Source organism: Mycobacterium kiyosense (genome assembly GCA_021654635.1).
Lineage (GTDB): Bacteria > Actinomycetota > Actinomycetes > Mycobacteriales > Mycobacteriaceae > Mycobacterium > Mycobacterium kiyosense.
Window position 1 is genome coordinate 4,700,118 of record AP025179.1, and the last position, 13,090, is coordinate 4,713,207.

A 13,090-nucleotide genomic window follows, 5' to 3' on the forward strand; every position below is an offset into this window, starting at 1 on the left:
TCCTGCACCAGCTGTAAGGTAACTCGCGTAGCCGGCCGTCAGGGCGTCCGGGCCGGTATCGACGATATAGCCGCCGTGACACTCCGTTTGCACGCGACCGCCCGGCCCACTACCGGATTCGAGCACCGTGACTGTGGCGCCGCCTTGTTGCAAGCGGTACGCGGCAGCGAGTCCGGACAGCCCCGCGCCCACCACGACGACCGAGGTCACGGGCGGTCGACCCAGCGTTCGATTCCCACCCCTGCAGGTTCCATGAGATGACTCCGCTCGGCCCGCCAATGCATCTGTAAACGATCGTTATCGTTGGCCCAAATTACCACAGCCGGCGGCTGCGCAGAATCAATCACCACCCGTCTCGGCAACCGTGTCCGCGGCGCACGCCCGGAGTCCGCCTATGCCGAGTCCTGCACGCGGTCATGCAACGGGCGACGACGTGTCGAAGCTGGCCCAGAGTGCGTTCGGCATGATCGAGCCGGCCCGCCGTGGACCACGCGGCGCAGGTGAAAGTAGGTTCACGCCGGTAGCCACGTCTGCTTACACCACGATCCTTGACCTGCCCTTTATTGTGATACATACTATCTCATTAAGCGAGGAACAGATGCCAGCAGCACCATTCAGGCTCGATTTGGTCGACCTGCAAAGCGCCGTACGATAATTGACGTGCACATGCCGGTCGCCCTCGCAATTGGGGGCAATATCATCCGGTATCCGTGATCGACACGGTCACACTATGCCCTGAGTCAGAGGGGTAAGGAAGGACAAGTCGTGACGCCAGCGCAGTTTGCCCACCAACGACTTCAACTTGCGCTCTGGGGCTGCGGGATCGGGTTCGGAGTGCTGTTCTTCGTGGGACTCATGCCCTTATCGCACTTCATTCCCCCACCATCGCCCCAGTTGTCAGGCGCCCAATTGATGGCGGAATTCGGTCCCAGGCTGCCGTGGGTCAAATTCGGAATCCTCGTCGGCTTGCTGGGCAGTGCCTTGCTGGTGCCATGGTCGGCAATGGTCGCCCTCCAGGTAGCACGCATGGAGGAAGGCCGCCGGGTCCCGCTCTGGGGCATCTTTGCGTTCGGCGCCGGCTGTGTGAACGCAGTGGCCTTCATCCTTCCCTTCATATTCTGGGCCGGAGCCTTCTATCGCCCCGACCGGTCGCCAGAGCTGGTCCGGCTGATAAACGACATGACGTGGCTCGAGTTTCTGATGTTCTTTCCAACGTTCAGCATGCAGCTGTTCTGCGTGGCAATGGCCGGCTTCACTCAGCGCCAGGGACCAAAGGTGTTCCCCCGCTGGTTCTTGTATCTGAACCTCTGGATGGCAACGATCGGCGGGACCGGTCTCATTTCGATCTTTTTCTTCTCGGGACCCTTTGCGTGGAACGGCATCGTCGGATTTTGGCTTCCCGTCGGCTCGTACGTCCCGTTCCTCATCGTTACGTTCGTCCAGTTCTACAAAGCGATTGTCGCGGAGAAGTACTGCTATGAGTCGACGGATTCTCCCGCGAGCGTCGGGACGGCCGCATAGCGTATCGAGCGCGTCGTCGTGTCACTTTTCACGGCGACGACCGCGTGGACCGCGCTGATGTTCGAGGGCGGCGCCGTCGCGTTCCTTCACCCGCTCGGGCCCGTTTGCCTGCAACGGCTTGCGGGCGTTCTGGTCACCGGTGATCACGTTTTTCGCCTGGCTCGTCGTGACGGCGGTCCTGATGTTCCGGGCGATCGGGCCACAGGCCCTGCACCGTCGGTACCCATTGCGGTGCTCGAATAGCCCCCGACGCCCGAATTCCGGCGAATGGCGACCTAACCTCGCCAAACGTCTTCTGCTACGCGGCTTACTGCGATACCGTGAACGGACGTTCATATCGCTGCTCGCTGAGGAGATGGCATGACCCCGGTACAAGCCAAACTTCGAAGGTTAGATGCTGCTAATATACCCCCATGGCGAAGATGAAATCCGCTGGTCAGCGGGCTGGGGTGCGGTCGGCGGCGATTTACGCGCGTATCTCGGCTGATGTGGAGGGCACCGGGTTGGGGGTGGCGCGGCAGTTGGAGGATTGCCGCAAGCTGTCTGCTGACCGCGGTTGGCCGGTTGGCGATGAGTATGTCGATAACGATGTGTCGGCGTTCTCGGGCAAGCCGCGTCGGCAGTATGCGCGGATGCTGGCCGATCTGGCATCAGGGGCGCGGGATGCGGTGATCGTCTACAACTTGGACCGGTTGCATCGCCGACCGGTGGAGTTGGAAGAGTTTGTCGCTTTGTGTGAGTCGGTGGGTGTGCGAGACGTGGCTACCGTGACCGCCGATATTGACCTGGGTAACGATGACGGGTTGTTCATGGCCCGGATTTTCGCCGCGTTCGCCGCCAAGGAGTCCGGGCGCAAGTCCGCACGTATTCGCCGCAAGATGTTGCAGAACGCCGAACAGGGACTACCGCACGGCTCGGTGCGCCCGTTCGGCTACGAGGACGACAAGATCACGCTGCGGACGTCGGAGGCGGCGGTGGTGCGTGAGATGGTGGACCGCTACTTGGCGGGCCAGTCGTTGTTGTCGTTGACGGTGTGGCTCAACGACTCCGGCGTTTCCCCGGCGGTGGCCAAGTCGTGGCAGACCTCGGCGGTGCGCCAGATCCTGTGCTCGGGCCGTATCGCCGGGCTGCGGGAGCATCGTGGTGAGGTGATCGGGCCTGCGAAATGGCCGGCGATCGTTACGCCGGCGGAGCGGGACCGGATCTTGGCGCGTATCGCGGCGCGGTCGGTGACCAAGACGCGGGCGGCGCGCACATATGTGTTGTCAGGGATGCTGCGGTGTGGGCGTTGCGGTAATCGGCTGTATTCGCAAGCCCGGCACAGTAATCCCGATCATCGGGTGCGCCGCTATGTTTGTCTGAAAGGACCCGATCATGGCGGCTGTGGTCGGCTGACGGTGGTCGCCGAACCGGTTGAGGCTTTGTTGACTGATGCGGTGTTGACCCGCCTGGATTCTCGGGATCTGGCGAAGGTGTTGGCCGGCAAAGCCAGCCCTAATCATGATGTGGCTGCGTTGGCGGCGGCCGTGGAGGCCGATCAAACGCGCCTCGATGAGCTGGCCGGTTTGTATGCCGACGGCGCGATCAGCGCGCGGGAGTGGATCGCGGCCCGCGACCCGATCACCAGCCGCATCCAGCAGGCCAGGCGTGACATCGCTGAGGCCACCGATACCAGTGAGGTTTATGAGTTGGCGGGCACCGGCGGGGCGTTGCGCGGCCAATGGCCGGACCTCGACGTGGAACGCCAGCGGAGCATCGTCAAATCGATCCTGGATCACGCGGTGATCGCACCGGGCACCCCCGGTTCCCGCAGTCTCGACATTAACCGCGTGCAACCCCATTGGCGCATCTAGGTTTTCGGCGTCGCGGATGCTCCCTGGCGAGTGCCGAGTGTGTGTCTGGGCTGGTGGGCCGTCAAGGCCAAAGCCGCACGCGGTCGAAGCCAGCTTCGAGCCTGGACGGCCCACCAGCCCAGACACCAGGAATGCTCTTATCGCCGGGAAGGGTTGTGTTGAAATAACTTTCGTCGTCTATCCGGTTGGCCGGTGACGGTACGGTGCCTTTGCGTGCTCAGCGCAGGAGGGTTGCGATGGCAGCCAGGGTGGTGGGGTCGGTGACGGTGACGGATAGGGCTTGGCGTTCACATGAGGCGGTCAGCCAGGCTATGAACTCCGGGCGCTCGTGCAGCGGGACCGCGCCGGCATCGTGGTTGTTGGCGGCGCCGCCCGCGGGCGTCGTGGCCATCACCCTGCCCCGCGTGGTGGCGGCGAGATGCGGGTGGAGACAGTCCGGGAATCGGTGATACCGGTGATGCGGGCGCTGATGTGGCGCAGGGCTGCGGAGATGACCAGGACGCGGTCACCGGCGCTGGCGTGTCCGGCGCGGTCGAACTCCCACAGCATCTCATCGGCGTCGATCGGTTGCTGCTGCCTGCCTGTGCTCGCCGTCACGTCGTCAGCGAAATCGGCGGATTGCGTATCGTCCTGTCGCCCTGAATGTTTGGCTATCTGGTTACGGGTCCAGGTGGCGCGGGCGGCGCGCAGGGCACCCATGGTGGTCGAATAGCGCCGCGATTTGGTAGTGATGTGGCCGCGGTAGCCCAGGGTGTGCAGCCAGCGCCCAATCCCCGCCAACGACGGACCCGCGGACGCTGGGTGTTCGGCGAGTCCGGCGATGGTGGACAGGATGGCCCGCACATGTTCAGTAACGTCGAGTTCGCCGATCGCTTCTGCGGACAGCCGGCGCGCGGTGATGCCGAAGTCGTGCAGGGATTTGGTGACGTATTTCGCCAGATATGCCGCAACCCTGCGCGGCGACAACCGCGAGGCCGAAGCGACTGCGGTGTCGTCGACTTCGGAATCGCTTGCGGTTATTGGTTCGGGTGTCAATGGTTGGGTATCAATTTGGGTGCCGAACCGCACCGTGCGCACCCCGCCCGGGTTGGGGTAATCGTCGTCGCCGGCGGGCACGTCGATACTGACGCGACTGGCAGCGTGTTGGATCAAGGCGGCCAGCTCGGCGGCGGTGATCGGTGACGACCAGCCGGGATGCTGCTCGGCTACCGGACGAGACACCCCACCACCCCGCGGGGCGGCGGGGCCGTGACGATCGTGGTCACCTGATTTCGTGGTGTCGTTGGTGGCGGGTGGCGGGTCGAGGCGGATCAGGGCATGGATGTGGGGTATGGCGCGGGCTTGCAATTCAACGACTTTGACGAAGCTGACCCGCACCGAGCCGGGCTTGACGCCAACTGTTTTCAGGTGCGTCGCCACGGCGCGCCGTAGTGCGATGGTGAACCGCCGCCACAGCTCGGGCAGATGCCAGGTGAACAAGATATGTCCCAGATAGTCGTAGCAGTCCGCGCACAATGGTTGGCCCACCAGAGGGTCATCGACACTGTGGATTATGGTGCAGCGCAGGAAGTTTCCGTGCCGGCAGCGGCCCGCCGACCTGTTGGGTATGGCGTGACACGGGGTTCCGGTGGCGTTGTGCACGGCCCCGTAGCTCGGGGCGGTCAAGGTGGTGAACACTTGCGGACGGTTGGCGACCTCGACGGGTATGTCGTGGTGGCCGCCGGCGGCTCCGGCGTGCACGAGTTGCCAGGTGTCGCGGGCGTAGAGGTCTGAGCATGACGGGCACACCGCGTGACGGCGGTTGTTGCAGCGCGTCCACACCGTGTGCTGACGCCCGGCGGTGTCGGCACCGAGCAGCTGGATCGGGTGGGCGCAGTAACCGACCGATTCCACTCGCCGCCACCACGACCCGAAACCGGGTGAGGAGGCGCGCCGGCACATCTGGGTGACCACCGCATCGGCATCGATGGTGGCCGGCAGGCCCGGCAGCACGATCACCGGGCTCTGCGTCGTTACGGTCTTCACCGATTTCCCTGTTCGCCTGAACGCGGTGCCCGAAAGGTGCGGGCCAACAAGGTGATATCGCGATCGGTGACGTGAAAGGCCCGGACCCGTATCGGGTCGGCGGTGCCATCGATCATCACGTACCCGATGCCGGGGGTGGTATCAGCGATCAGGTCGCATTCGGCGCCGGCATCGCGGGCTCCTTGGCCCAAGACCATGGCGGTTTGGGTAGCCTCGGTCATCCGCAGCCCGATCCGCACGGTGAACAACTGCCGTACCGGCAGGGTGTCTTTGGCCGGGTCTTGCACCGCGGCTACCACCGATATCCCGACCGCACGCCCCTGGGACAACAGCAGGCCGAGGAGTTGTTCTGTCTCGGCGCGGAGTTTGCGGTCGGTGACATAGGCGGTCAGCGCGGCGATCTCATCAATGATCAGCACGATCAACGGCTCAGCGAGGGCGGGGGTGTGCAGGCGGGTGTGCCCGCGCAGCCGGGTGGCGCGGGTCTGCATCAGCTTCACCAGCTCGCGCAGCAGTTCCACGGCGGGTGCACCGGTGTGGTAGCAGAACCGGGCGAACAGCGGCGCGCCGGCACCGAGTTCCATGCCGCCTTTGGGGTCGATCACCCACAACCGCACCCGCCCCGTTTTAACGTGGGGTGCCAGCCCGGCGATCAGCGACCACAACACCGAGCCTTTGCCGGCTCCGGTGGCACCGGCGGCCAGGATGTGCTGGCCCAATACCGGTAGGTGCCACCAGCGCCGTGATTCGGTGACCCCGACCCGCACCGCGCCCAGATCGACCGCCGAACCCGGGGTTGGCATGGGCACCGCGATCGGCTGGCCGAGCACATCCCCGCGGCCGATGATGATCCGCAGCTGGCCCGGCGTGGTGGCGCGGATCGTCAACCGCTCCGCGTCCCAGGTCGCCGCCAGTGCGAGGGCGCGTTTCTGCCAGTCGGCAATCGACTGGCCGGTCACCACCTTGACGATCAGCACGTCGGCGTGATGGCCGATCCGCACCGATTGCAGGGCAGGCACCAACGTGCGTTCACCCAGTTTGGCGGTCAGGGCGTGCAGGGCGCAGACCGATTCCCAGTTGCGGTGATAACGCCACCACGCCCAGAAACGCTGCCGCAGCGGAGCGCTGACCCACCGGGTGAATGAGGCCGGCTGGCAGACCCACCAGCCGAGGTATGCCGCGGCCTCCACAACGGCGGTCAAAACGCCGGCTCGGGCGCCGTGACTGAAACCGACCCAGATGGCGACGACGGTGGGAATGCTCAGGGAGGGAAACAGGATTGCCCACCACAGCAGATACCCGGCGGCTTTGAGTAGTCCGACGATCAGCTCGCCGATCCAGTCATCATCGGGTGATGGATCGTTGTTGTGGTTCTTACGGTTTGGACTATTCGACATGACGGTCTGCCTTCACTTACGACGGGGAAAGAAGGGGCGGGAGCGTCGGCCCGGCAGCCCATAGGCGCACGCTGTCGCGGGGCTGCCGGGCCGGCCTGCGGTTACCGGGCCTGCTGGCCCGTTTTGACGGTGGCGAGGTCGGTGGCGGTGATGGCTTCGGCGCGGTACGCGATGCCCGAGCGGCCGTCTTGCGACCACGGCAACGCCACCAGACCCGTCACAGACACCGGCACGCCGACAACCACTTTCGGTTCCCCGACCACGGTGACCGCCAGCACTTCACCGCCGGTGGCGTCCAGGGCGATCAGCTGCACCTGCCACAACGCCTGCCCGGTGGCCTTGTCCACGCGCGGTGCACCGGTGTCGAAATTCGTGCGCTGCTCGGGAATCCGAGTACAGAGGAACGTCACCCCGGTGGTGTCGATACGTAACTTCATGGATTGCTGTCCTTCCTTGCGGTGTTGGCGCGGTCTGTCCGGCCGCGACTCAAGGACAGCGCCATCCCGGATGCGCCCGGAAGTGACAGGCAGTGATAGTGGTGATGACCGCACACGCGCACACGTAGCTGACCTGCGCTGATGTATGCGGCATGATCGAAGCCATGGCCGCAGTCGACCCGATCCGGGCACTCAATGCGCAGCGGCTCAGCCAAGCCCGCAAACGCTACGGCTACAGCTTGCGTGAGTTGGCGATCGAGGTCGAAAACGTGCGCAAGCTACGCGGCGATCCCGACCTGCCCGCGCGGGAATCCCTGCGGCAAAAAATCGCCCAGATCGAGCGGACCGGAATGCTCGGCCCGCTGTGGCGTGAAGACCTGGCCGCGGTGTTCGGCGTCGAACCCGACGAAATGTTCAGCGTGCCGATCGCCACCGAGCTGCCGCACCCGCTGCTGATACAACTACCCGTCGACCGTGACGTACTCGCCGTCATCGAGGCCCAGCAACATGCCCACATCCAAGCTGAGCACACCTTCGGCCCCCAACACGCCCGCCCCCTGGTGGAATCCGATCTGGTCACCATCGAATCCCTGATTGCCCACGCACCCTCGCAGGTCAAGGCAGAGATGCGGCGCGCCGCTGGGGCTATCGCCGAAGTTGCCGGGTGGATCGCCCAAGACCTCGGAGATCACGCCGCCGCGGAGAAGCTCACCCACACCGCAGCCCTGCACCTACGTACGGCCGGCCCGGCATTCAACGCCATGATCTTGATGCGCCAATCCAACATTCTCACCCGCACCAACCCCGACCTGGCCACCGCCTTGGCCACCGATGCCGCCGACCTCATCGACGGCCACGACATGGGTCGCCTGGCCGCCAGCATCGCCCGCCAACAGGCCCTTGCCGAGCTGGCCAATCACAATGAGCGGGGATTTCATCGCCACGCCGCCGCAGCCCTCGAACTCGGTGACCTGCAACCCCACCCCCCATGATCATGCGATCTATGCCCACGGCGCCTACGTCGCCAGCGAGATCGCCTCCGGCTACCTGCGCATCGGTGACCCGGATAAAGCCCTTAACCCTGCTCGCCGGGCACCATCACGCCTGGACATCACAGCAGCACCGCGATCAGACCGTGGCCGATATGCGACTCCTGCACGCCTACATCGCCACCGGCGAATACCAGCAAGCACTGGCACTGACCGCCACAGCGATCCCGGGCTACCTGGCCGCGCCCTCGCAGCGAGCCAGGATTCATCTGGCCAGGGCAGGCACAATCGTGCGAGACCGTCGACGGCGAAACAAAGACCCGATCCTGCAACAGCTTGCCGGCCGCATCAAAAACGCCACCCAAGGAGTCACCCCGTGAGCCGTCGAATCATCCCCGACATCACCACCACCGACCCCGCGGCCACCCACACGGTCGCGGTGCTGCCGGTCGGCTCATTCGAACAACACGGCCCCTACCTTCCGCTGGGCACCGACACCCTCATCGCCACTGCCATCGCATCCGCAATCAGTCAGCACCACAACGTATTTCAGCTACCACCGGTCGCGTTCAGCTGCTCCCACGAACACGCCGCCTACCCCGGCACCATGAGCATCAGCGCCACCACCTTGGCCGCGATCGTCGCTGACATCATCGAATCGCTGGCACAGCAGAACATCGCCGGGCTGATCGTCGTCAACGGCCACGGCGGCAACGCGGTACTCACCAACGTCGTCCAACAAGCCAACCACCCCAAGAACCCCGTCAAGGTTGGGCTCTACCCCAGCCGCGAAGACTGGACCGAGGCCCGCGCCGCCGCAGGAATCCACAGCAGCAACCACGACGACATGCACGCCGGCGAACTGGAAACCTCCATCCTGCTCGCCACCCATCCCGACTACCTGCGCGACGGCTGGCAGACCAGCGACCACACAGCCAACGACCGCCGCTACCTCACCAGCCTCGGCATCCACGCCTACGCACCCACCGGCGTCATCGGCTCACCATCCCAGGCCACCGCCGCCAAGGGCAGCAGTGCCCTCGACCACCTCGGCCGCAACGCCGACACACTGATCGAACTCCTCACCACACGTTGAGCACAAGCGACAGCTCGGCGGCTACCTTCCGGGCTTCGCTGCGCTCCCTTCGCTTCCGTCCGCTGGCGCTCCCGTCCGCGCCGGTCGCTCCACTGCGCCCTGCGTCCGCCGCCGAGCACCAGACCAGCGCCCACCACTCAGTGAGAACACCGGCCGTGTTCGCGCCTGCCACCGCCAGGCCAACGGCGTTTGCGCCTCTCGCGCGGCGACCAGAGCCGGGCCAGACCGCCGGCCACCGTGGGACACATGCCCTGACCTCGCACGTGAGGACTTTCTTTACTGCTATCAAGACCCCGACGCGTGAAAGCCCGACCGGTACAACGTGCCAATCTTCGTGTCTCGAGACCGCTCAGCCGCCGCGACAGGGCGCGCCCAAGCATTGATTCATGTGGTGAAATATGCGGCAATCGACCGGTAACCCTGCACATTCGAATTCGGCGTACTCGGCTTCCGCTCAGTACAGCCCGGTCTTGGTGGATGGCGAAGCACGTTGCGGCGTTTTCAGCAACAGTGCTGGCCGCGCCACGCCTGGCGGCCTTCCTTGACCGCGGCACCGGCGATGATCAACGCGACAACATGGTCGGCCCAGGAGAAACCGAACAGAGAGTTCAGCAGCAGCCCAACCAGCAGAATGCCCGACAGATAGATGCACAGCAGGCTTTGCCGGGAGTCTGCGACCACGCTGGCCGAACCAAGCTCCTGCCCGACGCGCTGCTTGGCGTGGAATAGCAACGGCATGACCAGCAACGACACTGCCGCCAGCACGATCCCCGTCGTCGAGTGCTCAGCTTCATCGCCGCCCTGCAGCGAGCGAACCGATTCGACGGTGATATAGGCAGCTAGCGCGAAAAACGACACCGCGATGCCTTTCAATGCCAGCCGCTCACGGGCCTCGGGGTGCTTGCCGAAGAACTGCCAACCCACCGCGAGCGCCGAGGCCACCTCAATCACTGAATCCAGCCCGAACCCGATCAACGCGGTCGAAGAGGCCACCTCCCCGGCGGCGACGCCGACAATCGCCGCGATGACTTTGTAGCCGATCGTCGCGCCAACCAGCATCCGCACCCGCCGCGACAGCACCGCGCGACGGCGCGCGTCAAGTTGCTCGTTGCGTGCGAAGCTGGAAGCGACGCCGTGCCGGTCGGTGCAGCCAGCCCGCTCGGTCGCCGACGACGCCAGCGACCGCTCAACTCGGCGGCCGGTGTGCTCGCTCATCGACCCGGCCCCGCCGCGGTGGCCGTGGCCGCTTCGTCGGCGGCCAACGTCTGGTCAGCGTCGGCGGCGAGCACGACTTCGACGATCTTGTCGGGCACCGGCATCACCGGCGCACCAGGCAGGACGTGATCCGGCCGGGCCGCCGCCGCGTCGCGCATTTCACACCTCAGCATGGCCGAAAGGATACAGGCCATGCTGAGATACCGCCGTCGCCTGCACATTCGGCGTTTCTTGCACCCGACAAGTTCGCCTGACGGCGGCCAGGACTCACGCTGCCTGCGACCGGTGCTGTTCAAAACCTTCGGACGCTCAAGGTTGAACACATAGCGAGCTTTGCATAAGTTGTGCGGTATGGCTGCGGCAGGGATGTGGTGGTGAACGCCGGAGCGGCGCATGCGCACGCGCAGGCGTCGGCCGACAGCGATCGACGGTGGCTGCTCGGCGCCCTGGCGGTGATCGTGGCGTTCATGATAGGCGAGGTCACGGTCGGGGTGGTGGCCAGCTCGTTGGCGCTGATCTCCGACGCCGCCCACATGCTCACCGACGCGGCCTCGATTGCGTTGGCGCTGTGGGCCATTCGGCTGGCCGCACGTCCGGCGGCCGGGCGGATGACCTACGGGTGGAAACGGGCCGAGATATTGTCGGCACAGGCCAATGGGCTGACGCTGTTGCTGCTGGCGGCGTGGCTGGCCGACGAGGCGATCCGGCGGCTCATCCACCCGCCGCAAGTCACCGGCACCCTGGTGCTGATCACCGCGCTCGTGGGAATCGCCGTGAATGTCGCGGCGACCTGCATGATCAGCCGGGCCAATCGGACCAGTCTCAATGTCGAGGGCGCCTTCCAACACATCCTCAACGACTTGTTCGCGTTCATCGCCACCGCGGTCGCCGGACTCATCATTCTGCTCACCGGTTTTTCGCGTGCGGACGCGATCGCGACCCTCGTCGTGGTGGCATTGATGGTCAAAGCCGGGTTCGAGCTGGTTGGGGCCTCCAGCAGGATCTTCATGGAGGCCGCGCCGAAAGACCTCGACCCTGCCGTCGTGGGGCAGGCCATGGCCGCCCGCGAGGCTGTGGTGGAGGTGCATGACCTTCACATCTGGGAAATCACCTCCGGCTCACCGGCGTTGTCAGCGCATGTGCTCATCGAAGCCGGCCGCGACTGCCACGCCGTACGTAGCGACCTGGCCCGGCTGCTGGCCGAACGCCACCACATTCACCACACCACGTTGCAGGTCGACCACGTCGACGTCATCGACCGCGGCGAGCCCAACAACGGCCCGCATTGCGAGGAGCCGCACGGCCCAGCCCACCGATCCAACGACATCCACTGAGCCACAAGGCGTTTCGATGATGGCTGTCGCCGCAATCGCGCTCTACCTGGTGTTCGGGGTTTTGGGTTTTGGGTTTTGGCTGGCGCAGCTGGATTCAGTACCGCCGCACCGGATCCACCGGATTTCGCGGGCCTCGGCGGCCGCCTCGGTTCACCGGATGGGTTGCCGGCGCTGGATTCCTCGCCGCGATCATCGTCGGCCTGGTCGCTCCGGTGCTACAGCTATTCGGCGTCGTCTGTCCGATCGAGCTGCTGCATACACAGTTGATCCAAGCGAGCGGAATCTTTCTCGCTGTCGTTGGTGTTGTCGCCACCTTTTTTCGCCCAACGCGAGATGGGTGCATCCTGGCGTATCGGCGTCGACCCAAGCGAGACAACCACTTTGGTGCGTGACGGCGTCTTCGCGATCGTACGCAATCCAAATTTTCAGCGCCATGCTCATTTTCGCGGCGGGCATCACCTTGATGGCACCCAACCCGCTCGCTGTCGCCGGGTTCCTGCTGCTGTTCACAGCGATCGAACTGCAAGTCCGCCGCGTCGAGGAGCCCTACCTGTTGGACACCCACGGCGATGCCTACCGCACCTACACCAACAGTGTGGGACGCTTCCTACCCGGAATCGGACGCACAGTTAGGTGAGCGGCGGTTAAAGCAAAGGCCGCGCGGGATTACCAGGTTTCGGGTTCAACACAAAATCAGGGGCGACGATGCCCGTTGAACACGAGATCTGCGACCAATCTTGTTGCCACGCTATTATCGGGTTATGCCGATGAAAATTGCCGACGATGCTCCGCCCACCGCGTCGCCGCGCGAGGACTTGGCGGGCGCGGTCGCATTGTTTCACAGCCTGTCTGATCCGACCCGGCTAGCGATCGCCCGCCGCCTCGCCGACGGGGAAAGACGGGTAGTCGACCTCACCCGGGAACTGGGGTTGCCGCAATCGACGGTGTCCTCACACCTGGCGTGCCTGCGTGACTGCGGACTTATCGCCGGCCGACCCGAGGGGCGGCAGGTGTTTTACGCGCTTGCCGTGCCGGACCTGCTGGACCTGTTCGCCGCTGCGGAAACCGTGTTGGCGGCCACCGGCAATGCGGTGACGCTGTGTCCCAACTACGGCACACGGCCAACGCGCGCCTCCGCATCGCGAAGAAGGGGCGTCAAGCGGGCTGCACCGGGAGTTGCCGACTGGTCGCCGGGGCGATAGAGCGCGTCGGGGAGGAAGTTC

General features: G+C 65.0%; 14 protein-coding genes and 2 pseudogenes. 8 read left to right on the forward strand and 8 right to left on the reverse strand.

Annotated features, from left to right (window positions below):
- Positions 1-27: 27 nt before the first annotated feature.
- Positions 28-210, reverse strand: a pseudogene (locus L6444_RS30800) (FAD-dependent oxidoreductase); the annotation flags it as partial.
- Positions 211-765: 555 nt separating this feature from the next.
- Between L6444_RS30800 and L6444_RS22090 the strand changes: the two are divergent.
- Positions 766-1,521: a hypothetical protein gene (locus L6444_RS22090; protein WP_236977267.1), complete on the forward strand. Its 756-nt coding sequence runs from the start codon at positions 766-768 to the stop codon at positions 1,519-1,521.
- 21 nt (positions 1,522-1,542) lie between these two features.
- Here the strand turns inward: L6444_RS22090 and L6444_RS30250 are convergent, their stop codons facing one another.
- The gene (locus tag L6444_RS30250) at positions 1,543-1,668 is read right to left on the reverse strand and encodes a hypothetical protein (protein WP_255730846.1); all 126 of its coding nucleotides are present in this window, start codon (positions 1,666-1,668) and stop codon (positions 1,543-1,545) included.
- A gap of 266 nt (positions 1,669-1,934) precedes the next feature.
- Between L6444_RS30250 and L6444_RS22095 the strand changes: the two genes are divergently transcribed.
- Entirely contained in the window at positions 1,935-3,374 is a 1,440-nt protein-coding gene (locus tag L6444_RS22095; protein WP_236977268.1) for a recombinase family protein, read from the forward strand.
- Positions 3,375-3,591: 217 nt separating this feature from the next.
- Here the strand turns inward: L6444_RS22095 and L6444_RS22100 are convergent, their stop codons facing one another.
- The 4 genes from L6444_RS22100 to L6444_RS22115 form a co-directional block, all read right to left on the reverse strand.
- Positions 3,592-3,765, reverse strand: coding sequence for a hypothetical protein (locus tag L6444_RS22100; RefSeq protein WP_165576417.1), 174 nt, complete (start codon positions 3,763-3,765; stop codon positions 3,592-3,594).
- On the reverse strand, positions 3,765-5,315 hold the full coding sequence (locus L6444_RS22105; protein ID WP_236984330.1) for a replication initiator: 1,551 nt from the start codon (positions 5,313-5,315) through the stop codon (positions 3,765-3,767). Before L6444_RS22105 ends, L6444_RS22100 begins: the two co-directional genes overlap by 1 nt.
- Positions 5,316-5,395: 80 nt before the next feature.
- Positions 5,396-6,796, reverse strand: a complete 1,401-nt coding sequence (locus L6444_RS22110) for an FtsK/SpoIIIE domain-containing protein (RefSeq protein WP_236977269.1) — start codon at positions 6,794-6,796, stop codon at positions 5,396-5,398.
- Positions 6,797-6,897: 101 nt separating this feature from the next.
- Entirely contained in the window at positions 6,898-7,233 is a 336-nt protein-coding gene (locus L6444_RS22115) for an SCO3933 family regulatory protein (RefSeq protein ID WP_236977270.1), read from the reverse strand.
- Between the two features lie 164 nt (positions 7,234-7,397).
- Between L6444_RS22115 and L6444_RS22120 the strand changes: the two genes are divergently transcribed.
- The 3 genes from L6444_RS22120 (at position 7,398) to L6444_RS22130 (ending at position 9,318) form a co-directional block, all read left to right on the forward strand.
- Positions 7,398-8,225, forward strand: a complete 828-nt coding sequence (locus L6444_RS22120; protein WP_236977272.1) for a hypothetical protein — start codon at positions 7,398-7,400, stop codon at positions 8,223-8,225.
- Positions 8,226-8,290: 65 nt separating this feature from the next.
- The gene (locus tag L6444_RS22125; RefSeq protein WP_236977274.1) at positions 8,291-8,602 is read left to right on the forward strand and encodes a hypothetical protein; all 312 of its coding nucleotides are present in this window, start codon (positions 8,291-8,293) and stop codon (positions 8,600-8,602) included.
- The gene (locus L6444_RS22130) at positions 8,599-9,318 is read left to right on the forward strand and encodes a creatininase family protein (protein WP_236977276.1); all 720 of its coding nucleotides are present in this window, start codon (positions 8,599-8,601) and stop codon (positions 9,316-9,318) included. Before L6444_RS22125 ends, L6444_RS22130 begins: the two co-directional genes overlap by 4 nt.
- A 501-nt stretch (positions 9,319-9,819) precedes the next feature.
- Here L6444_RS22130 and L6444_RS22135 read toward each other — a convergent pair.
- Entirely contained in the window at positions 9,820-10,533 is a 714-nt protein-coding gene (locus tag L6444_RS22135; RefSeq protein ID WP_012393902.1) for a cation transporter, read from the reverse strand.
- Positions 10,530-10,706: a hypothetical protein gene (locus L6444_RS22140; RefSeq protein WP_156419140.1), complete on the reverse strand. Its 177-nt coding sequence runs from the start codon at positions 10,704-10,706 to the stop codon at positions 10,530-10,532. Before L6444_RS22140 ends, L6444_RS22135 begins: the two co-directional genes overlap by 4 nt.
- Before the next feature lie 201 nt (positions 10,707-10,907).
- Here L6444_RS22140 and L6444_RS22145 point away from each other — a divergent pair, with 201 nt between their 5' ends.
- From L6444_RS22145 to L6444_RS22155, 3 genes and pseudogenes are all read left to right on the forward strand, one after another.
- The gene (locus L6444_RS22145) at positions 10,908-11,867 is read left to right on the forward strand and encodes a cation diffusion facilitator family transporter (RefSeq protein ID WP_041325224.1); all 960 of its coding nucleotides are present in this window, start codon (positions 10,908-10,910) and stop codon (positions 11,865-11,867) included.
- A 19-nt stretch (positions 11,868-11,886) separates the two neighbouring features.
- Positions 11,887-12,504, forward strand: a pseudogene (locus L6444_RS22150) (methyltransferase family protein).
- Between the two features lie 124 nt (positions 12,505-12,628).
- Positions 12,629-13,069: an ArsR/SmtB family transcription factor gene (locus L6444_RS22155; protein WP_012393905.1), complete on the forward strand. Its 441-nt coding sequence runs from the start codon at positions 12,629-12,631 to the stop codon at positions 13,067-13,069.
- Positions 13,070-13,090: the final 21 nt, after the last annotated feature.